We start from the raw sequence: 19,220 nt of genomic DNA, 5'->3' as shown, positions 1-19,220 counted from the left end.
GTATTAACCATCGAAATAACTATAGTCGGGCCCGGTCGTTTGTCACCCATGATACGAGTGGGTGTCAACGGCTACGGCACAATCGGAAAGCGCGTCGCCGACGCGGTCAACGCGCAGCCCGACATGGAACTCATCGGCGTGGCCAAGACCCAGCCCAACTTCGAAGCGCACACCGCGGGCGAACGCGGCTACCCGATGTACGCCGCGATTCCCGAACGCTCGCCGCTGTTCTCCGAGGCCGGTGTCGACCTCGCCGGCGAGGTGGACGAACTGGTTGCCAAGGCGGACGTCATCGTCGACTGCACGCCGTCGGGTATCGGCGCGGAGAACCGCGAACTGTACGAGACGCACCACACGCCCGCTATCTTCCAAGGCGGCGAGGACGCCGACGTGGCGGATGTGAGCTTCAACGCGCGGGCCAACTTCGACGCCGCCCGCGACGCCGACTACGTCCGCGTCGTCTCCTGTAACACGACCGGCCTCTCGCGCATCATCGCGCCGCTCGAAGCCGAGTACGGCGTCGAGAAGGTCCGGGCGACGCTCGTCCGCCGCGGCGGCGACCCCGGTCAGAACTCTCGCGGGCCGATAAACGACATCCTGCCGAACCCGATCAAGATTCCTTCTCACCACGGCCCCGACGTGAAGACCATCTTCCCCGACCTCGAAATCGACACGCTCGGGCTGAAGGTCCCGGCGACGCTGATGCACGTCCACGCGCTCAACGTCACGCTCGAAGACGACGTGACCGGCGCGCACGTCCGGCAACTGCTCGAAGGCGAGAACCGCGTCTACGTCATCCCGGAGGGGATGGGCATCGACGGCGCGGGTAAGCTCATGGACTTCGCGCTCGACGCGGGCCGCCCGCGCGGCGACATGTGGGAGAACTGCGTGTGGGGCGAGTCCATCGGCGTCAACGGCCGGGACCTCTACCTGTTCCAGGCCATCCACCAGCAGTCCGACGTGATTCCCGAGAACGTCGACGCCATCCGCGCGATGTTTGACGTCGAAGACCAGCAGACGAGCATGGAACTCACGGACCAGACGCTCGGTATCGGTATCTCCGGTAGCCCGTCCGGATTCGCTGAGCAGGCGCGCGCGGAGTTCGCCGACGACTAGTCGCGAATCGTTTGCTCAGTTCGGTGCAGTTCGGTTCGGTGCGGCCGCGGCTTTTCACCCCACTCGATTCCGCTCTCAGAGCGACCGCGACGCCACGTTCCCCGTGTCGAGGTCGACGGTTGCGACGTGGAACTCGTCGTCAGCGCCGGGAATCGGCAGGCCGCCGGGGTTGATGTGCGTCGTCTTTCCGCGGTGTTCGACCACCCGTTCGTGGGTGTGGCCGCGCAGGACGAAGTCGTACGTCCCCGAGTCGACGAGGGCATCGACCAGTCCGGCCTCAGTGCCGTGGTAGACCGCTATCTCTTGGCCGTCGAGCGTCAGATGTGCGAAGTCGTCGTGATAGGTGCCGAACGAGTCCACCGCCTCGCGGAGCGCCCACTCGCCGTCGTTGTTGCCGCGGACGGCGTGGAAGTCGAAGTCCGCGTCGAACGGCGCGGCCGAGAAGGGCGCGACGATGTCGCCGCAGTGGACGACCGCGTCAACGCCCTCCGATTCGAAGTGCGAGACCGCGGCTTCGACGTAGTCGAGGTTGTCGTGCGTGTCGGAGACGACGCCGAGTTTCATGCGCGTCGGTTCGGCGGCGTCGGCTATCAACGTTGGGTGACACTTTTATTCAAGGGCTCGGTGTCGCCGGTATGTCTCACTTCGCCATCGACTCGGAGGCCGGGGTATGAGCGGCGACCCAAACCGCGACGGTGACGACACCCGCGACGACGAGCCGACAGATGCGGCTGAATCGGCTGTTCTCGTCCTCGAAACTAGTGACCGACAAACTGTCTTCGGCGGCGCGGTGCTCGTCGGGGGTGCGTCGTACAGCGCATCCCACACACTCGCGGTCCGCGCCGCTGGTTCGTTCCCGGCAGGCGGGGCTCTCACCGCGGTCTTGACGCTCGTCGTCTTCGCAGCCGGCGTGGTCTTCCTCGTCGAGGGTGCCGCCGGTATCGTCGCAGAAAAGAACGCGGATTCCTGAGCGCGGCTTCAGTTCTGCTTCAGCGCCTCGACGCCGGCGAGCGGCGCGCCGGTCAGCGCGCGGATGTACGCGCCGCCGGCGATGGAGACGTGGCCGAAGTCGCCTTCGTCCATGCCGTACATCTCGATGGCGCGGGAGGTGTCGCCGCCGCCGACGACGGAGAAGCAGTCGGTCTCGGCGATGGCGCGGAGGATGCCGGTCGTGCCGACCGCGAAGCGCTCGTCTTCGAACAGGCCGAGCGCGCCCTTCACGAAGACGGCCTCGGAGTCGCGGATGATGGGGTCGTACTCGTCGACCGTCATCGAACCCACGTCGAGGTACGCGCGGTCCTTCTCCGTGATGTTGGCGACCGCGATTTCGCCGCGGTCGTCGGTCTGGTTCTCGTAGGCGAGGTCGACGGCGAGCTTAATCTGGTCGCCGCGCTCGTCGAGCAGCGACTCGATGGTCTCGCGGTTTTCCTCCCACTGGTCGTCGAAGAAGTCCATGCCCTCGAGGTCGAAGCCCACGTCGTTGCCGGCGGCGCGGAGGAACAGTTCGCCGGCGATGCCGCCGAGGAGGAACTGGTCGACCTTGTCGCCGAGGTTGTTCATAACGTCGATGACGTCGGTGGCTTTCGTCCCGCCGACGACCATCGTCACCTGCCCGTCGAACTCGCGGGTGGCGATGGAGGAGTTGGCCTCGTACTCGGTCTGCATCACGCGGCCCGCGTAGGCGGGGAGCACGAGCGGGAAGCCGACCAAGGAGGCGTGCGAGCGGTGGGCCGCCGAGTAGGCGTCGTTGACGTAGGCGTCGACGTGCTCGGCGAGCGACTGGACGAACTCGGTGTCGGCTTTGACCTCGGGGTCCTCCTCGGGGAGTTCCTCGTCGCACATCCGCGTGTTTTCGAGGAGGAGCACCTCGCCCGCTTCGAGCGCGTCGATGGCGGCGATGGCCTCGTCGCCGTAGGTGTCAGCGACGAACCCTACGTCGCGGTCGATGTGGCTCGCGAGGATGTCCGCGTGCTGTTCGAGCGAGACGAAGTCGTCGCCGCCGGGACGGCCCTGATGGGCCATGAGGACGACGCGATGGCCGGCCTCGGCGAGTTCGCGGACGGTCTCCGCGTGGCGGTCGAACCGTCGGTTGTCTTGGACGTCGCCGTCTTCGACCGGCGAGTTGAGGTCGAGTCGGACGAGTACGCGTTGCTCCGGGTCGAGGTCGTCGAGGGTCTTGAACATCGGGTGGAAGAACGTGGAGGGATTACTTAGTGGTGGGTAGCTCGCGCTGCAACCGCGGGCGATTCGTGGGGGCGTCTACTGGTGAGTGACGAAGTGGGCGACGTCGAGCATCCGGTTGGAGAAGCCGAACTCGTTGTCGTACCACGTCAGAATCTTGTAGAGGCCGCCGTCGTTGACCTGGTTCGTCGTGTTGAGGTCGACGGTGCTGGAGAACGGCAGGCCGAGGATGTCACGCGAGGTGACCTCGTCGTCGGTGTAGCCGAGGACGCCCGCGAGCGGGCCGGAGTCGGCCGCGGCGCGGAAGGCGTCGTTGATCTCCTCGACGGAGGGCTTGTCCTCGAGGCGGACGACGAGCTCGGTAAGCGAGCCGTTCGGCACGGGGACGCGAATCGCCATGCCGTCGAGCTTGCCGTCGAGCTGGGGCAGAATCTCGGTGGCCGCCTGCGCCGCGCCGGTCGTCGTCGGGACGATGTTCTCGGCGGCGGCGCGCCCGCGGCGCTGCTTCGCGTGGGGGCTGTCGATGAGGTTCTGGCTGCCCGTGTAGGCGTGGACGGTCGTCAGGAGACCGTTCTCGATGCCGAACTCCTCGTCGAGCACCTTCGCGACCGGCGTGACGGAGTTGGTCGTACAGGAGGCGTTCGAGACGATGTCCTCGCCGTCGTACTCGTCGTGGTTGACGCCGTAGACGATCTGCTTGACCGGCTCGTCGCCCTTCGGCGGCGCGGAGATGACGACCTTCTCCGCGCCCGCTTCGAGGTGTGCGGAGGCGTCTTCCTTCGTGCGGAAGATGCCCGTACATTCGAGCGCCACGTCCACGTCGAGTTCGCCCCACGGAAGCTCCGCGGGGGACTGGACGTTGTAGAGGCCCACCGAGGTGCCGCCGATGGACAGCGAGTCGCCGTCGCGCTCGACGCCGTCGAGTCGGCCCATGACGGAGTCGTACTTCGCGAGGTACGCCATGTCGTCGAAGTCCATGACGTCGTTGATGGCGACCAGTTCGACCTTCGGGTTGTCGAGGACGGCACGGAAGATGTTCCGGCCGATGCGGCCGAAGCCGTTGAGTGCCACCCGCACCACGTCCGATTCATCCACGTTCTCGCCCGCGCTGAGGTAGGATTTTTCACTCATGTTCGAGTAGTATCCATATCAATATCCCAGTTGCAGCAGTATATCTGTTTCGGTAAATCCGACTGAATCGAACGTTACCTTTCATTCGCAATCAACATTACTACAGAAACAATCACTATCGGTCACACACGAACGGGAATTGACACGCCCACACGGAGACGCGCCGTCCGTCCGTAGACGGTCGCTCGCGGCCGAATACTGGCGATTCGCTGCCAGGTGACTGTCACAGGCAGAAACGTTTTATCCTCCGATTTCATAGCGGCCCCCATGGTCAGAGACGACCGCGACGACCCGTTCGACAACATCTTCGACGAAATCGAACGGATGATGAACGACATGACCGGAGGCGACGCCGGATTCGCCTCCGAGACCCACATCGACGTGTACGATGAGGGTTCTACACTCCGACTCGTCGCGGACCTCCCGGGCGTCGACAAAGACGCCATCGACCTCAAGTGCGACGGTGAGACGCTGACTATCAGCGCCGCCGGTGACCGCCGCGAGTACGACGAACGCATCCGCCTCCCGGCCCGCGTCGACGAGCACTCCGCATCGGCCACCTTCAACAACGGCGTCCTGCAGGTCACGTTCGACCGCGCTGAGGACTCCGCCGCAATCGACGTTGAGTAACGACTCGACTTCGCCGCGGCCTGCTCAGGACTTCTTTGCGACCCGCTCGACGAGCGCCGCCAGTCGGTCGAAAAAGCCGTCGTCGTACTTCGCGTCGTCGTCGATGGTCGGCCGGGCGTTCGTCTCCGAGACGACGACCCGCCCGTCGGATTCGAGCAGGTCCACCCCGAGATAGCGAATGCCCAACTCGTCGGCGACCGACTCGGCGAGGTCGTGGTGTCGCTTCGGGAGGTCCACACCGACCGCCTCCGCGCCGCGGTGGACGTTGTGCTTCCAGCGCCCGCCGTCGCGCGCGTCGTCCGTCAGTCGGCGCTCCACCGCGCCGACAACCTCGCCGTCGAGCACCATCGCCCGGTAGTCGCGGGCGTCCGGCAGCCACTCCTGAATCAGGAACGACTTGTCGCCGGTCGCCCGGAAGTCGTGGACGAGGCCCAGTACGTCCGCGTGCCCCGAAAGCGAGTCCGGGTCGTGAGCCTTGGCGATGCCGACGCCCCGCGTCGTGGAGTTCGGCTTGACGACGACCGGATAGTCGAGCCCCGCCGATTCGACGGCGTCGAGGAGGTCGGACTCGTCGGCCGGGTTCGAAACGCAGACGGTCCGCGGGACCGGCAGGCCGGCGCGTTCGAGCGCCGCGATGACGCCCGCCTTGTTCCGCGAGGTGAGCACGTCCTCGCGCGTGTTCACCCACGGGAGGTCGTGTCTGGCGGTGACGACGCCGCCCTCCATCGGACGCGAGGGGTAGACGAAGCCGACATCGAACGACTCGGCCGGCGGCGTCGAGAGGTCGAGCGCGAACTCCTTGGCGCGGAGGTGCCCCACGTCGATGCCGCGGTCGCCGAGCGGGCCGCGCATTCGCTCGAACGTCTCGCTGGAGGTGGTGACCGCCAACCGAAGCATACGCTACGAGGCGGGGTCCCGGGGGAAAAATGGTGGGTTCGAGGCGAGGCGCGTTCCGAGCACGCGCCGGCGCGAGGTCGCGAACTTACGCGACGAGCAGCTCTTCGCCGCGCTCGACGACGATGCGGCACGGCGGCGACATCTTGTTGTACGCGCGGCGGAAGGCGTCCTTCGCGGTCGCGGCGTCCTCGACGTCGCAGTAGATGGTGAACACGGTCTCGCCCTTGGGGATGCGAGCGGCGGTCCCGACGACCTTCCCGAACGACTGGCGCATCCCGTCGGAGACACGGTCTGCACCCGCACCGGTCGCCTGCTTGTTCTCGCGGATGACGTGGTGCGGGAACTTGCGCAGAATCATCTTGTACTGCTTTTCGCCCGCGTGCTTGAGCATGAGGCGGTTGGCAGACAGACGCGCGGACTCGAGCGAACCGTGGCGAATCTGCACTTCCTCTTCGACCTTCAGGCTGATCTGGACGGGGTAGTCCTCGGGGTCGGCCTGCAGGTCGCCCATGTTGTGCTGTGCGATCTTCGAACCGGGGATACCCGTGATGTACTCGCGTCGGGTGTACGCCGGGTTCGTAATCTCCCGGTACATAGAGGCGGGTTTGTCTGACATGGTTACTTGTGAAACCGAAGGGTCAGGCGGGCTAAAAACGCTTCGAAGCTTCATTCGCCCGCCGCGGTCGTGTCAGGGGCTCGCACGTCGGTTCGCCACGATGGGCCACCGAACCGTATCCGAGTCGTGCCGGTCCCCGGTGGCGGGCGAGTCGACGCCTCGGCCGGGAGACACGCTTATGCGCCGCCGTCGCCACGATTCGGACCATGTTGCTCGTCTGCGACTGCATGCCTGCGGACGGCCCCGCGTACTTCACCGACGCGCTCGCCGACCTCGCCCTCGACGGCCGCGAGGGGACCGTTCACTCGCTCCCCGACGACGGCCTCCCGACGCTCTCGAACGTCGATGCCGTCGTGCTCACCGGGAGCACCGCGGGCGTCTACGAGGCCGACGAGCGGCCGTGGCTCGACGACGCGCGTCTGCTCGCCCGCGACCTCGTCGCTCGCGAACTACCCACGTTCGGCGTCTGTTTCGGCCACCAACTCGTCAACGACGCCCTCGGCGGTACCGTCGAAGCCGGCGACCAGCGCCGCGGTATCGCCGACGTCGACCTCGGCGACGACTTACTGTTCGATGGCGTTTCCGAGCGCATTCCGATGGTCCACGGCGACTACGTCGTCGCCCCCGGCGACCGCATGGAGACCGTCGCCTCCGCGGACTACTACGACCACCTCGCGACGCGCCACGAGGACGCGCCCGTCTGGACGGTCCAGTACCACCCCGAGTTCACGGCCGCCCTCCTCGACCGCATCGCCGACGACTTCGGCTGGCCCGACGACGACGCCGACCGCGACTTCGACGACGTGACGGCCGCTCAAACCGTCGAGAACTTCGTCGCCGCCGCCGGCCTGGACTGATTAGGCGTCGTCGCCGTCGCCGTCGTTTGCTTCCTCACCCGCTTCGGCTTCTCCGTCCCCGTTCTCACTCTCGTCTTCCTCGACCGGCGGTTCGCCCGTCTCGGGGTCGAGCGCGACGAACTCCAGCCCCTCGCGGTCGAGCATGTCTGCCGCTCGCTCTGTCACCGAGGGGGCGACGAGGACGCCGCGAATCGGCTCGTCGTCGCCGAACTCCCGGTGGAGCGCGTCGACGTACCGTCGGAGTTGACTCGCCGCCGAGGGGCCGACGCGCCGGCGCTTCAACTCCACGACGACCGGGACGCCGTCGGCGTCCTCGCCGAAGATGTCGATAGCGCCCGCGTCGCTCTGTCGCTCGGTTTCCAGCGGCTCAAAGCCCGCTTCGAGGATGTCGGGGTCCGAGAGGATGTGCTGTCGCAGGTCCTCCTCGCTGCCGACGAGTTCGAGGTCGCTCCGGTCGTTGACGGCGTAGGCCGAACACTGCTCGACGCGCTCGAAGTGCACGTCGAGTCGCTCGTCGGGACTCGTGCGCGTGCTTCGGACCCGAAGCCGGCCGTCCCGCACGCTCGCGGAGTGGGTACACCCCGGCGGCTGCCAGTTGACGGGCGTCCGCTTCTCGTCGGTGTGGACCAGAATCGAGCCGTCCGGCTTCAGGACGACGAGCCGGTCGCCGGGGCCGAGTTCGCTCGTCGCGCGGCCGTCGTAATCGACCGTGCACCGTCCGAATATCGTCACCATGTCGCCGCGCTCGAAGGCGGCTTCGAGGTGGACGAGGGCGTCGCGGTGCGTCGGCCGGTGGAGTGTGTTCACCGTCATCCGGGTGTCGTCACGCGGTTCGTCGCCGCCGGGGATAAGCCCCGCGTCGCGCGTCGAAGCCGACGGCCGTGGGTCGAGCGTCGACAGCCGCCGGTCGCTCCGATTCGCTGACAGGCTTATGTCGTCTCCGTGCGTACATTTCCCATGGACCCCGACTTCGCCCAACACAACCGAATCGAGATGCCGTCGGAGGAGATAGACCGCCTGCTCCGCGAGGAGGGCGTCGGCGTCCTCTCGCTCGCCGACGACGGCGTCGCCTACGGGATTCCCCTCTCGTTCGGCTACGACGCCGAGCGGGAGCGGCTCTACTTCGTCTTCCTCCGTCCCGGCGAGTCCTCGAAGAAGACCGAGTTCGCCGAGCGGACCGCTCGCGCGAGCTTCGCCGTCTGGAACGCCCCGTCGCGGGACGAGTGGGAGAGCGTCGTCGTCGACGGCGAACTCCGTCGGGTCGACGACGGCGACTGGGACCGCGTCTGCGACGTACTCGAAGACAACGCGTGGTATCCGACCCTGTTCTCGGAGACGGAACCGATGCAGGACATTCTCGGCTGGGAGCTTCGTATCGACTCCCGGTCCGGTCTCCAGCGCCGGCGCGCGTGAGCGCTCTACGGACGGTTCTCGGTCGTGGGCGCGTGCGCGCCGGTATCGTTATCGAAGCCGAGACCGTCTGAGAATTCAGCTCATGCGACGGACGACGTTCGAGGAGGGGAGAAAGCTCGCGGCCGCGGTGCGGACGCCGAACCCGTCGCTCGCCGGCGTCGTCCGCGACGCGAGCGATGAGATTCTCGACCTCGTCGACGCGCCGTTCCGCGATGTCGCCGACGCCCACGACCGCCTGTCGGCGCTCGAATCGCTCCTGTACGAGCGCGGCGACCGCCGCGCCGCCTTTCTGACCATCTACGTCCGCGTGACCGCCGAGGTCGACCGCGGCCTCGGCGGCGACGAGTTCACCGACCCCGAGTGGGTCGCCGACTACCTCGTCACCTTCGCGGACCACTACCGTCGGGCGTTCCGCGCCTTCGAGCGCGGCGACCACGACGACGTGCCCGACCCGTGGCAGCTCTCGTTCGAGACGGCGCTCGCCGGAGAGTCGCTCGTGGTGCAGGACGTGCTGCTCGGCGTCAACGCCCACGTGAACTACGACCTCGCGCTGGCGCTCCACGAGGTCGGCATCGACCCCGACCGCCCCGCGAAGTACGACGACCACCGCCGCATCAACCGGGTCCTCCGCCGCCTCGTCGACGAGGAACAGGACCTCATCGCCGAGCGGTACGCCGACGGCGTCGCCGACATCGACGAGTCGCTGGGTCGGCTGGACGAGGCGTTGTCGTTTTTCACGCTCCGCGAGGGGCGGCGGAACGCGTGGCGCGGCGCGGTCGCGCTGACCGACGGGCGGTTCCGCCCGGTCGAGCGCGTCGTCTACTGGTACCTGCGGAGCCTCACGATGGGTGCGGGTCACTTCATTCTCGCGCCGAGTTCGAACCCCGCGGTGCGTCGCAGACTGGCGCAACTCGAAGCCGGTGACGGGTCGAGTACTTAAACCACCCCGGATAGCGCGGGCGGAGATACCTCCCGTTGTCTGCTGTCTATAGATGTATGAACACGTCATCTGTCTCCCCCGTCGAACAGTCGTTGACCCGAAACTCGCGCCGCAGCCACGTCCTCTCTGACCCATCGAGCGCCCTCTCGGCGCTCAGCGACGGCGACAGCCGGCGAATCCTCGCCGCCTGCGACGCGACCCCGCGGACCGCACAGGAGTGCGCCGAACTCTGTGACGTGCCGCTGTCGACGGTCTACCGGAAGCTCGACCTGCTCACCGAGGCGTCGCTCCTCGACGAGCGACTCCGCATCCAGACCGCGACGCACCACCCGCGGGAGTTCGCGACCAACTTCGACACGCTCTCGTTTTCGTTCGACGACGCCGGCGTGTCGCTCGCGTTCCGGCAGGTCGCCACCGACGGCGGCGAAGACGGCGAGGAGGGTCGGTCGCGATGACCGCGACTCGCGTCGTCGGGCGGCGGACGGAGCGAACCGAGACGGCGCTCGCCTCGCCGGAGGTGGACTGATGAGCGCGACGCCCACGACGGACGACTACGAGTTCACGTGTCCACACTGCGGCGAGGGCTTCGCCGTCAACGGTGGGATGCGCTCGGCGGTCCTCGAACGCGGCTGTCCCATCTGCGGGAGCCCCGCCTCGGCCGAGGCGTTCGCTCCATGTTCCGCGTGAATCGCACTTTTTGGTCGCGCCTGCGCCCGGTCGAGGCGGTCGTCCAGCCGCGCCCCCGGCGTTCGAAAAACAGTAGGCTACATATACGTGTGCCACGCGTACTACGAACCACATGAGCGACAGCGCGGACTACACATTCGTCTGCCCGGAGTGTGCGGAGTCCATGCTGGTCAACGACTCCATGCGCGACGCCCTCCTCGAAAACGGCTGTGTCATCTGCAGCGCCGCGCTCACGACCGACGACTTCTCGACGACCTGAGCGCGCGCCCCCGCGACCGAGTCGCGACCGAGTCCGCCGATATCACCCGACTCGACTCTCTCGGGCGTCGCCGAGAAGTAACAGTAATTACGTCGGCCGCGAGTCTGGTGGTACGAACCGATGTCTCTGGACCAACAGACCGAACTCTCGCCCGACGAGATACGCGAGGTCCTGTCCCGTCACGAGACGGGCGTCCTCTCGCTCGCGAAGGCGGACGAACCATACGCGATTCCCATCTCCTACGGCTACGACGGCGAGAGCGGTCGGTTCTATCTCCGACTCGTCTCCACGCCCGAAAGCGAAAAACGGCAGTTCCTCACGTCGTCGCCGCGGGCCCGGCTCGTCGTCCACGAGTCCAACGACGGGAGCTATCGGAGCATCATCGCCGAGGGGACGCTCGAACGCGTCGACCCCGACGAGTTGACCGTCGAACGCATCGTCCAGTACGGCAAGGCCAAGCGACCGCTGTTCGAAATCTGGGGCGAGACGAAGCGCGACCTCGACATCCAACTGTTCGAACTCGACCCCGAGACACTGGGCGGTCGGGCGGTCGAACTGGACGCCGCGGAGTCCGACGAGTAATGTCCGCGGTCGTCGCCTCCGGGGCGGCCCCCGTCGCGGCGGTTGCTGCGTCCCCCGGCGAACACCGACGCGCCCACGCGTAACACGATGCCCGCCGGTATCCGAGCCACGGTCGAGTTCGACTCGCCGTCGGTCTGTCCCGTCGCTTCGGTCGCCCACTCGACGGACTCCGTCGTCGACTCCGTCTCGACCAGCGTCGTCTCCACCCCCGGCGACGTCAGCGTCTCTGAGTTCGTCGTCGAGGCCGACGACCCGCCGGAGGCGTCCACGCTCGAACCCATCTTCTCCTACGGCTCGAAGCACCTCTATCGCTACACCCACGACGGGAGCGCCGGCTGCCCGTGCGAGTGCCTCGGCGAGTTCAGCTGTCCGGTCGACCGCTACTTCGCCCAGCGCGGCAGTCTGACGCTCGTCTTCCACGCCGCCGACTACGAGCAGTTACAGACCGTCATCGGCGAACTGCGCGACCGCTTCCCCGGCCTCGACATCAAGCGCCTCGTGCGCTCGCCCACCGGCGACGCCCCCGGCGACAGCGTCTTCGTCGACCGCGGGAAGCTCACCACCCGCCAACTCGAAGTCCTCCAGACCGCCTACGGCATGGGCTACTTCGAGCGCCCGCGCGGGGCCAACGCCACCGAGGTCGCGGCCGAACTCGACATCAACCAATCGACGTTCTCGGAACACCTCGCCGCCGCCCTGACGAAACTGCTCGGTGACGTGCTCGAAGAGGGATAGCGACCCCGTCGCCCTCCGCGTCTTCGGGAGTATATAAACGTCCCACGCTATCGTGGTTGTCCGTTGGTCCCGGTTCGCCGACTCTACAGAAGTATGAGTCAGGCTTCGTTCCCCTTCGCTACCCGCTCTCCGTCCGCCTCGTCCGAACCCCGCGTCGTCGACGACCACGCCGCGGTCGACGCGCTCTTCTCGCTTCTCGAAGACGACGACTGCCGACGCATCCTCGACGCGACCGACGGCGTCGCTCGCTCGGCGAGCGAACTCTCGGAGGCGTGCGACCTCCCGCTTTCGACGACGTACCGAAAGCTCGACCCGCTCGTGGACGCCGGTCTCCTCTCGAAGCGCCTGCGCGTTTCCCGGTCCGGCAGCCACACCGCAGAGTACGAACGCACCGTCGACGACGTGACCGTCTCCGTCACCCCGTCGGGCGTCGAGGTCCGCGTCTCGCACCGCGACGTGGCGGAGTCGGCGTCGGTGACGGCCTGAACGCTCCGCTCTCGGTTTTCATTTGTCAGTTTCGACGCCGTTCGCGCCGATATGACGCGATTTGCTGTGCCTACTTAAGATTCTACTCGTCGTACGGTTGTCGTGTATTCCAACCGCATTCCAGTCCTGATTGTCGCGGTCCTCGTGCTCCTCGCCGGGTGTACTGGCGGCGCTGACGTCGCGCCGGCCGCCCAGACTGACGACACCGACGACCCCACCGACGGCGGTGACAGCACGGCGGCCGACGAGCCGACCGACGGCGACGACTTCGAGTTGAGCGACCCCGAGCGCCTCCTCCGCGACGCCGGGAGCTTCACCGTCAGTTGGTCGTACACCGGCGTCGACGCGAACGGCGTCGAGACCGAAGTCACCCGCGAGTTCTACGCCGACCTCGAAGCCGAGCAGTCGTACAGTCGCACGACATCGATGGCCGACGGCCAGTCCGACGCGGGCGGCGTCGAGCAGTACGTCTCCGACGGCGTGACGTACGTCCGCGTCGGCGGGGACGACGAGGCCACCTACACCTCGTACGAGGGTTCGACGGAGGTTCTCGCCACCGCCATCGCGCTCTCGCAGGCCCGCGCGTACGGTGCTGACGACGACCTGACGTTCGCCGGCACCGAGACGTTCGACGGGGTGTCCGTCGAGCGCTACGAACTGTCGGCCGCGAACGAGGCCCTGATTCTGGCCGGGTCGGCCGCGGCGCAGGGCGAGCCCGGGAACCTGGAGGTCACGAGCTTCGAGTACGCCGTTCTCGTCGATGAAGACGGCCTCTCGCGCCACGAATCGTGGGCGTTCTCGGGGCGGATGGACGACGGGACCGAGGTGACCGGGTCGTGGGAGTACTCGCTCACGGGCGTCGGCTCGACGACCGTCGACGAACCCGCGTGGCTCGACGAGGCGCGGGCGTAGGCGGGGTGACGGTTTCGTTTTTGTCGCGGATTTGAACCCAGCCTGAGAACGGTTGCCTCCCGGATTTGAACCCAGCCTGAGAACGGTTGCCTCCCGGATTTGAACCTCACTCGCAAATCGAAGATTTGCTCGCTGGTTCAGAATCCGGTCGGGTCGCATTTTCACTGCTCACGACTCGGTCGCTACGCTCCCTCGGTAGTTCGCAGGAAAATGCCGCCTCCCGGATTTGAACCGAAAGAAGACTCACCCCGTTCGACTTCTTGGGTTCAAATCAGTCCGGCGTCGTTTCTTCGATTCTTCGCGTCGCTCAGAATCTCAGAATATGCCGCCTCCCGGATTTGAACCGGGGACAGCTCGATCTTCAGTCGAGTGCTCTCCCAGTCTGAGCTAAGGCGGCGCGATTCGACAGACGCGCAGGAGCGAAAAAACCATTTCGAATTGCGACGCTACGAGCCGCCGTAGTCCGACTCCTCCCATCCCGTCACGTCGCTCGGGATGAGTTCGCCGTTGACGTGCCACTCGCGCGGGCGGAACGAGATACCGAGCAGGGTCGCGTAAAACCCGGCGACGACGGCGACGACGATGTTTCCGGGAACGCCGCCGACGCCGGCGCTCCCGACGAGCGTCGTCCCGTCCGTATAGGCCGTGAGCTGGATGACCCACGCGACGAGCATCACGATGAACAGCGGCAGGTACACCCGGCGGAGCCGGTGGGCAAGCGCCTCCTCGAAGGGGATTTTCATGTTCGGCGTGCGGTAGTCCTCGCCGAGTTTCTTCCGCCAGTCCTCGTCGAGGACGCCGCCGTCCGGGTCGAGCGCGTACGCCCAGACGTTCTGTTGAATCATCCGGACCCGAGAGCGCCAGATGTCGTACGCACGGAAGCGCCGGGCCTCGATACAGAGGAAGATGCTCAGCGTCACCACCCCGAGAAGGATGATGTAGTGTGGATGCGTTTGTGCGGAAAACGACCACGTCAGAATCCCGGCCATCAGCGTAATCGCCCAGTTGCTGGTCCGGTCGAGTCGCTCCCGCCACGACTTCATCCGGTGTATTTCCCCACGGTAAAGGTGGGCAAACGACGAACCTGGGCCCATCGTCTCGTCGAAGACTCCCGCGCCGATATGGGTGTCGTCCATTCCTGCGGGAGGTTCAAGCTCCCCGTCGTCGGACATTGTTGTTCGTTTGATGCACTACTACGAGAGGATAAGAGCCTTCTGGGTTCGACAGGTTCGTGACTCCGGTCGGGACTGCGTCTACTCGTGGTGGTGGGTCCTACAGCGCAGCCTCACGGCTCAGGGTGCGTAAAAAAACGCTCAGAAATCGATTCGTCTGTTACTGAATTCGGAAACCGAATTACAGGCGCGTGACGTTCGTCGCGCGCGGGCCCTTGGGGGCCTGTTCGATGTCGAACTCCACTTCCTGACCCTCTTCGAGGTCCGGACCGCCAACATCTTCCATGTGGAAGAACACGTCGTCGTCCGCGTCGTCAGTAGAGATGAAACCGTAGCCGCCAGTGTCGTTGAAGAAGTCGACCTTACCTTTCGCCATTGCGACTGTACAACGACCCTGCGGACGGATAACCTTTCCGCATGCGCAGGTGTCGTTCGGTCTGGTCCATCGTCACCGCCGAGCGCTGCCGCTCGCGGTCGTGAAAAACGGAGGAAAGTTCGTCAGTTTGTGAATGTACTGCGGTGAACGGAAGCCTGCTTAGAGGCGGGTGACGTTCGTCGCGCGCGGGCCCTTGGGGGCCTGCTCGATGTCGAATTCGATTTCCTGACCCTCTTCGAGGTCCGGACCGCCAACATCTTCCATGTGGAAGAACACGTCGTCGTCCGCGTCGTCAGTAGAGATGAAACCGTAACCGCCAGTGTCGTTGAAGAAGTCGACCTTACCTTTCGCCATTGCCTTTGAATCCAGCGACCTCATGCGGATAAGTCTTCTGAAGCACGCCTCGGCTTCCCGTCGTGCGGTATAGACGGCTCTCCGGGTGTGAGACGCCCGGATTCCGCACCGTTCGTCTTGCGTCGTTGAGAATTCGGATGCCGCCGACCGAAGGTGACTCTTGGGTCCTGCCTCCCGGATTTGAACCTCACTCGCAAATCGAAGATTTGCTCGCTGGTTCAGAATCCGGTCGGGTCGCAGTTACAGTACCTGCCACGCTCGCTTCGCTCGGTGGTCAGGTACAGAGAAATGCCGCCTCCCGGATTTGAACCGGGGACAGCTCGATCTTCAGTCGAGTGCTCTCCCAGTCTGAGCTAAGGCGGCTCGCACTCTTCCGAAGCCGGACCGCATCAAAAAGACTTTCGAATCGCCCGTCGGCGCTGGGTCAGCGGTGCCGGCCGCCCGTCGCGCTCGCCCGCGCCCGCTCCGCCCGGGACCGAATCTCCTTGAGCATCTTCCGTTCCATGGCGAACTGGACCGGCTCGACGACCAACCGATTCACCGCGCGCTCGCGGAGCGTCTCCGACCGCCCGCGGAATCTGATGACCAGCCGCGTCGCGCCGGGAGCAACCTCGTGCAGCGCGAAGGTCCACGTCGCCGGACTCTCTCCAGTCTCCCAGCCCGGCGCGCTCAACACGAGGCTTCGCTCGGGTTCGACCAGCGCGACGCGGAACGACGGCGCACCCGAACCCGGCGGGCCGAGTCGTATCTCGTCGCCCACGTCGAGTCGTTGGTGTTGCGGGAGGATTCGGTCTGCGTTGTGAATTTGCAGGCCGAACAGGTTTTCCAGTCGCTCGTAGCTGTAGAAGCCGCCGCGGTCCTGCCCCAACTGGACGAGCCACGGCCAGACCGCCCGCGCGGGGGCCGCAATCGTAATCGCCCGCGTCGAGGTGACGTCCGCGTCGCCGACGAAGTCGTCGCCGGGAAGCCAGCCCGTCGCCTCGTCGTCGGTCGTCCCCCAGCGCCTGTGCCACGGTCGAACCGCGAGGAGGTACGTCCCGACGACGCCGATTCCCGCGAGACCGAGCGCCCGGATGAGTCGTCTCATGCCCATTGCCTTCACCGTTCGTTCGCCCTTCGCGAGGGGGTGAGATAACCCTACCCCCGAGCGTCTGCGACCCGAACGGCCGCGACCCAGACGACCCCACCGAGGACCGCGCCAGCGAGGTTCGCCCCCGCGTCGGCGACGCCGAACGACCGGTACGGCAGCACCGCCTGCACGACTTCGATACCTGCGCCGAACGCGCCGGCGGTGACGACGGCCGCCACGACCTCTCTGCGCCCCTCCGCACGCACCGCGGACGCGAAGGTGAATCCGAGACCGGCGTACCCGACCGCGTGGACCCACTTGTCGAGGCCGACGAGTCCGAGCGGACCCATCGGTGCGAGGCTCCCCGGCGGCGTCGGAACGACCGACGCCGCGAGGACGACGAGTGCGTATCCGAGGGCGACGGCCGCCCGTCGGGGACTTTCGCGGAGTCGCGCGACCGGGTTCACTACTCGGTGATGGGTCCGTCGTCGGCTAAAAGGGTTCGCGTCCTCGTGGCCCCGAACGCGACCACACGGAATAAATAGCAGGTGGAAGACATTTTCCACGACCGTGTCACTACTCCCCCGCTGGTTCACGTCGAAGTCCTTCGCAGCACAGCTCGTCATCCTCGCGTTAGTGTTCGACCCGCTCGGGTTCGTCGGCGGCTACCTCCTCGCCCCGTCGCTGGGTGTCGAACCGTTCGTCGGCGGCGCCTTCGGCCTCGTCGCCGCCAGCGTCCCGATGTCGCTGTTCGTGATGCAACAGAGCATGTGAGTCGGCTCGGGCGGGTTCGAACTACCGACCCTAACCTATTATACCGCCACAAAATGGCGTTCGCGGGTCATAAACAGATCTCTGTTCTTTGTTCAATCAAAAAAAAAAAGGAATAAAAACAATATTAATCAATAACTCTCTTCAGATGTATCTTGAAAGTAGGAAAAGACACATAATAGAAAGTACAATTCTGTCCCCTCCGTATACAGGGTCGATCTTATTGAAGTAGAGACACAAATTCGTCCAGTTCATCTAATACTTTGAGTTCTGTACTACTGCCCAAATCATCGAAGATTGACCCGACCAAATCTACATTCTTCCATTTCGACTCAATTACGAGAATATCACAGTTCGTAATAATGGCGTGTGTGATAATTTCCATATCTGCTATATCGGTATATTTGAGATTCTCATTGGGATCCATTTTCTCAATTCTCTTTGCTTGAACCACCTTAGAAACAACTTCAGCATCACCTCTCTCGTCGTAACTGAATGTTCCTGTACCAGATTCAAGATCAAATAGAAGTGCCTTCACATACTCTTCCCCGTACTCGTCGCTAACTGACTTCAGATACTGCATCGCTTCTTTGTATTCTTCATGACCCTCCCAATCCGAAATCCGAAATAGGTACTTCAGTGTTTTCACATCCCCAAAATCTTGTGTGTCAGAGACCGCACGGCTCTTCTCCTCAGTTTTTGGAATTAGTGATAGAGGACTTGTCGAAGTGCTGTATGAATTTCCTGTGTAGTCCTGTGGAGGGATATAAGCCGATACAACCGAGGGTATCATCTCGGAAAGTTCGTCTTGATCACTATACTTAATTAGGTCAATAAAATTCCCGTAGCTGAACAGAACCTCTATATCGTTCTCGTAGACTGCCTGAGCGAACTCATCAAATAAATCCTGGCGGTGGTCTTTGAAGCTAATCCAATAGTTTGTGTCGAGAATCACTTTGATAGACTTTGTCACCTCGTTAGAAATCAGTTGTTTTTCAATTCACATATTCCCTACTGTTCTTGCTTGTTGAGGAATTCTCCAATCAACTTCTCCGACGCCATCTGGAAACAAAGTAAGGCATAAAGAGCCTCCTCCTCGGCAATTTCGTAGTCATTGGGATGAGAGACCTCGTTTCGCAGCCACCATAGAGGCGAAATGGTCTTGCCAATGAATGACGGAAGCCCCTCTTCGGTTTTGTCAAGCTTATTCAGCCTACCAGTCATGTTACTTGATACAGTTTCTTCGTCGTAAATCTCGAAGGCAAGTATCTCGATTAGTTTCTCCGCTGCCCGACCGAGGTCTCGTATGCTGTCTCCGTATTCTTCGTCCTCAAACTCCCGAACGGCCTTCTGGTAGTCACAGAAGAGGTCTGATTCGGAACTGACAACTTCGCTAAGGAGACTTTCGACTCGATATCGGTTGAACAGCGGTTCGAAACCTGGATTCTCTGAGTCCTCAATGCCCGGTTCAAAGTCTGGATGTAGAGAAATGATCTTGTCGAAGAAATTTAGCAGCTTCTTAGCGTTTTTTTGGTCTTTGCCATCATCGTTACTCTCCTCGTAGGTGAATATGTACGGTAACAAATTACCAGACTGCATGAACTCAATGCGATCCTCGTTGACCTCGATGGTCATTTCCTCTAACCCCCTCTTCTCATTGGCTGGCTTACCCCAAGGCGTGATTGACGAGACCCCATCTTCAACTTCGATAGTCATTGCACGTCTGTCGATAACCTCTTCAGAGAAGCAGTCTGCGAGGAAATCACGTATAGCGACTACTTTTGACCAGTCATCGAAAGTAACCTCAAGATAGGACGTTTCATAGTTTGTTCCGACTGGGTCGCAGTGGAAAGTGACGGTATTTGCATCGAAGATGCTTCCCCCTCGAAAATATGCAGTGATACGGAGAGATACCTCAAATTTGTAATCTCCAGTTCCTTCAGTAGATTTGAGAAGGACTTCTGCTTCGTCTTGATGCATTAGAGCTGTATTGACTTTCTTCTCGGAAATATCCCTCAGTCCTAGCAGGGAAGATT

The 19,220-nt window shown here is 63.8% G+C and carries 27 protein-coding genes and 2 tRNA genes; 14 read left to right on the top strand and 15 right to left on the bottom strand.

Features of this window, described 5'->3' with window-relative positions; genetic code table 11:
* Nucleotides 1-48 precede the first annotated feature (48 nt).
* The gene (locus C5B90_RS05335) at nucleotides 49-1,116 is read left to right on the top strand and encodes a type II glyceraldehyde-3-phosphate dehydrogenase (RefSeq protein ID WP_115879670.1); all 1,068 of its coding nucleotides are present in this window, start codon (nucleotides 49-51) and stop codon (nucleotides 1,114-1,116) included.
* Nucleotides 1,117-1,191: 75 nt separating this feature from the next.
* On the opposite strand, the gene C5B90_RS05330 is transcribed toward C5B90_RS05335, so the two are convergent.
* Nucleotides 1,192-1,680, bottom strand: coding sequence for a metallophosphoesterase (locus C5B90_RS05330; protein WP_115879668.1), 489 nt, complete (start codon nucleotides 1,678-1,680; stop codon nucleotides 1,192-1,194).
* Between the two features lie 106 nt (nucleotides 1,681-1,786).
* Between C5B90_RS05330 and C5B90_RS05325 the strand changes: the two genes are divergently transcribed.
* A complete protein-coding gene (locus C5B90_RS05325; protein ID WP_115879666.1) occupies nucleotides 1,787-2,086 on the top strand; it encodes a hypothetical protein in 300 nt (99 codons plus the stop codon).
* 8 nt (nucleotides 2,087-2,094) lie between these two features.
* Here the strand turns inward: C5B90_RS05325 and C5B90_RS05320 are convergent, their stop codons facing one another.
* Entirely contained in the window at nucleotides 2,095-3,300 is a 1,206-nt protein-coding gene (locus C5B90_RS05320; protein ID WP_115879664.1) for a phosphoglycerate kinase, read from the bottom strand.
* Between the two features lie 75 nt (nucleotides 3,301-3,375).
* Nucleotides 3,376-4,428 (bottom strand): type I glyceraldehyde-3-phosphate dehydrogenase, encoded by a 1,053-nt coding sequence (gap, locus tag C5B90_RS05315; RefSeq protein WP_115879662.1) that lies wholly within the window; start codon nucleotides 4,426-4,428, stop codon nucleotides 3,376-3,378.
* Between the two features lie 267 nt (nucleotides 4,429-4,695).
* On the opposite strand from gap, the gene C5B90_RS05310 reads away from it, so the two are divergent.
* A complete protein-coding gene (locus C5B90_RS05310; protein WP_004970480.1) occupies nucleotides 4,696-5,058 on the top strand; it encodes an Hsp20/alpha crystallin family protein in 363 nt (120 codons plus the stop codon).
* A 24-nt stretch (nucleotides 5,059-5,082) separates the two neighbouring features.
* Here the strand turns inward: C5B90_RS05310 and C5B90_RS05305 are convergent, their stop codons facing one another.
* Both C5B90_RS05305 and C5B90_RS05300 read right to left on the bottom strand, forming a co-directional pair.
* On the bottom strand, nucleotides 5,083-5,955 hold the full coding sequence (locus tag C5B90_RS05305; protein WP_115879660.1) for a RimK family alpha-L-glutamate ligase: 873 nt from the start codon (nucleotides 5,953-5,955) through the stop codon (nucleotides 5,083-5,085).
* Between the two features lie 85 nt (nucleotides 5,956-6,040).
* Nucleotides 6,041-6,571, bottom strand: coding sequence for a 50S ribosomal protein L16 (locus C5B90_RS05300; protein ID WP_008091717.1), 531 nt, complete (start codon nucleotides 6,569-6,571; stop codon nucleotides 6,041-6,043).
* Nucleotides 6,572-6,777: 206 nt separating this feature from the next.
* Between C5B90_RS05300 and C5B90_RS05295 the strand changes: the two genes are divergently transcribed.
* Entirely contained in the window at nucleotides 6,778-7,428 is a 651-nt protein-coding gene (locus C5B90_RS05295; protein WP_115879658.1) for a type 1 glutamine amidotransferase, read from the top strand.
* On the opposite strand, the gene nucS is transcribed toward C5B90_RS05295, so the two are convergent.
* Nucleotides 7,429-8,241, bottom strand: a complete 813-nt coding sequence (nucS, locus tag C5B90_RS05290) for an endonuclease NucS (protein WP_115880592.1) — start codon at nucleotides 8,239-8,241, stop codon at nucleotides 7,429-7,431.
* Nucleotides 8,242-8,385: 144 nt separating this feature from the next.
* Between nucS and C5B90_RS05285 the strand changes: the two genes are divergently transcribed.
* The 9 genes from C5B90_RS05285 (at nucleotide 8,386) to C5B90_RS05250 (ending at nucleotide 13,442) form a co-directional block, all read left to right on the top strand.
* Nucleotides 8,386-8,841: a pyridoxamine 5'-phosphate oxidase family protein gene (locus tag C5B90_RS05285; protein ID WP_115879656.1), complete on the top strand. Its 456-nt coding sequence runs from the start codon at nucleotides 8,386-8,388 to the stop codon at nucleotides 8,839-8,841.
* 82 nt (nucleotides 8,842-8,923) lie between these two features.
* The gene (locus C5B90_RS05280) at nucleotides 8,924-9,781 is read left to right on the top strand and encodes a DUF5995 family protein (RefSeq protein WP_115879654.1); all 858 of its coding nucleotides are present in this window, start codon (nucleotides 8,924-8,926) and stop codon (nucleotides 9,779-9,781) included.
* A 56-nt stretch (nucleotides 9,782-9,837) separates the two neighbouring features.
* Complete coding sequence (locus C5B90_RS05275) at nucleotides 9,838-10,236, top strand: helix-turn-helix domain-containing protein (protein WP_115879652.1); 399 nt, start codon at nucleotides 9,838-9,840, stop codon at nucleotides 10,234-10,236.
* 70 nt (nucleotides 10,237-10,306) lie between these two features.
* Nucleotides 10,307-10,468, top strand: coding sequence for a zinc ribbon domain-containing protein (locus C5B90_RS05270; protein ID WP_115879651.1), 162 nt, complete (start codon nucleotides 10,307-10,309; stop codon nucleotides 10,466-10,468).
* Between the two features lie 112 nt (nucleotides 10,469-10,580).
* Complete coding sequence (locus C5B90_RS20760) at nucleotides 10,581-10,727, top strand: hypothetical protein (RefSeq protein ID WP_172795765.1); 147 nt, start codon at nucleotides 10,581-10,583, stop codon at nucleotides 10,725-10,727.
* A 120-nt stretch (nucleotides 10,728-10,847) separates the two neighbouring features.
* Nucleotides 10,848-11,309, top strand: a complete 462-nt coding sequence (locus C5B90_RS05265) for a pyridoxamine 5'-phosphate oxidase family protein (protein WP_115879649.1) — start codon at nucleotides 10,848-10,850, stop codon at nucleotides 11,307-11,309.
* 87 nt (nucleotides 11,310-11,396) lie between these two features.
* Nucleotides 11,397-12,044, top strand: coding sequence for a helix-turn-helix domain-containing protein (locus C5B90_RS05260; RefSeq protein ID WP_115879647.1), 648 nt, complete (start codon nucleotides 11,397-11,399; stop codon nucleotides 12,042-12,044).
* Between the two features lie 93 nt (nucleotides 12,045-12,137).
* Nucleotides 12,138-12,530, top strand: coding sequence for a helix-turn-helix domain-containing protein (locus C5B90_RS05255; RefSeq protein WP_115879645.1), 393 nt, complete (start codon nucleotides 12,138-12,140; stop codon nucleotides 12,528-12,530).
* Nucleotides 12,531-12,632: 102 nt separating this feature from the next.
* Complete coding sequence (locus C5B90_RS05250; RefSeq protein WP_115879643.1) at nucleotides 12,633-13,442, top strand: hypothetical protein; 810 nt, start codon at nucleotides 12,633-12,635, stop codon at nucleotides 13,440-13,442.
* A 323-nt stretch (nucleotides 13,443-13,765) separates the two neighbouring features.
* Here the strand turns inward: C5B90_RS05250 and C5B90_RS05245 are convergent.
* The 7 genes from C5B90_RS05245 to C5B90_RS05215 form a co-directional block, all read right to left on the bottom strand.
* Nucleotides 13,766-13,839, bottom strand: a tRNA-Phe gene (locus C5B90_RS05245).
* A gap of 49 nt (nucleotides 13,840-13,888) precedes the next feature.
* On the bottom strand, nucleotides 13,889-14,614 hold the full coding sequence (locus C5B90_RS05240) for a DUF2270 domain-containing protein (protein WP_115879641.1): 726 nt from the start codon (nucleotides 14,612-14,614) through the stop codon (nucleotides 13,889-13,891).
* Nucleotides 14,615-14,795: 181 nt separating this feature from the next.
* Entirely contained in the window at nucleotides 14,796-14,990 is a 195-nt protein-coding gene (locus tag C5B90_RS05235) for a cold-shock protein (protein ID WP_004057909.1), read from the bottom strand.
* A 159-nt stretch (nucleotides 14,991-15,149) separates the two neighbouring features.
* On the bottom strand, nucleotides 15,150-15,344 hold the full coding sequence (locus C5B90_RS05230; RefSeq protein ID WP_004057907.1) for a cold-shock protein: 195 nt from the start codon (nucleotides 15,342-15,344) through the stop codon (nucleotides 15,150-15,152).
* Between the two features lie 289 nt (nucleotides 15,345-15,633).
* Nucleotides 15,634-15,707, bottom strand: a tRNA-Phe gene (locus tag C5B90_RS05225).
* 61 nt (nucleotides 15,708-15,768) lie between these two features.
* Nucleotides 15,769-16,437 carry a hypothetical protein gene (locus C5B90_RS05220; protein ID WP_115879639.1) on the bottom strand — a complete coding sequence of 223 codons (669 nt, stop codon included), beginning with the start codon at nucleotides 16,435-16,437 and terminating at the stop codon, nucleotides 15,769-15,771.
* Between the two features lie 44 nt (nucleotides 16,438-16,481).
* Nucleotides 16,482-16,880: a VanZ family protein gene (locus tag C5B90_RS05215; RefSeq protein WP_115879637.1), complete on the bottom strand. Its 399-nt coding sequence runs from the start codon at nucleotides 16,878-16,880 to the stop codon at nucleotides 16,482-16,484.
* Nucleotides 16,881-16,983: 103 nt separating this feature from the next.
* Here C5B90_RS05215 and C5B90_RS05210 point away from each other — a divergent pair, with 103 nt between their 5' ends.
* Complete coding sequence (locus C5B90_RS05210; RefSeq protein ID WP_115879635.1) at nucleotides 16,984-17,187, top strand: hypothetical protein; 204 nt, start codon at nucleotides 16,984-16,986, stop codon at nucleotides 17,185-17,187.
* Between the two features lie 217 nt (nucleotides 17,188-17,404).
* Here the strand turns inward: C5B90_RS05210 and C5B90_RS05205 are convergent, their stop codons facing one another.
* Nucleotides 17,405-18,139, bottom strand: a complete 735-nt coding sequence (locus C5B90_RS05205; protein ID WP_115879633.1) for a hypothetical protein — start codon at nucleotides 18,137-18,139, stop codon at nucleotides 17,405-17,407.
* 56 nt (nucleotides 18,140-18,195) lie between these two features.
* Nucleotides 18,196-19,164 (bottom strand): hypothetical protein, encoded by a 969-nt coding sequence (locus tag C5B90_RS05200; protein ID WP_148708196.1) that lies wholly within the window; start codon nucleotides 19,162-19,164, stop codon nucleotides 18,196-18,198.
* Between the last annotated feature and the right edge of the window lie 56 nt (nucleotides 19,165-19,220).

Origin of the sequence: Haloferax sp. Atlit-12N (assembly GCF_003383095.1) — an archaeon.
In the GTDB taxonomy this organism is placed as follows: domain Archaea; phylum Halobacteriota; class Halobacteria; order Halobacteriales; family Haloferacaceae; genus Haloferax.
Note: the sequence above shows the minus strand (reverse complement) of the source record. Positions and strands in the feature narration are given on the sequence as shown.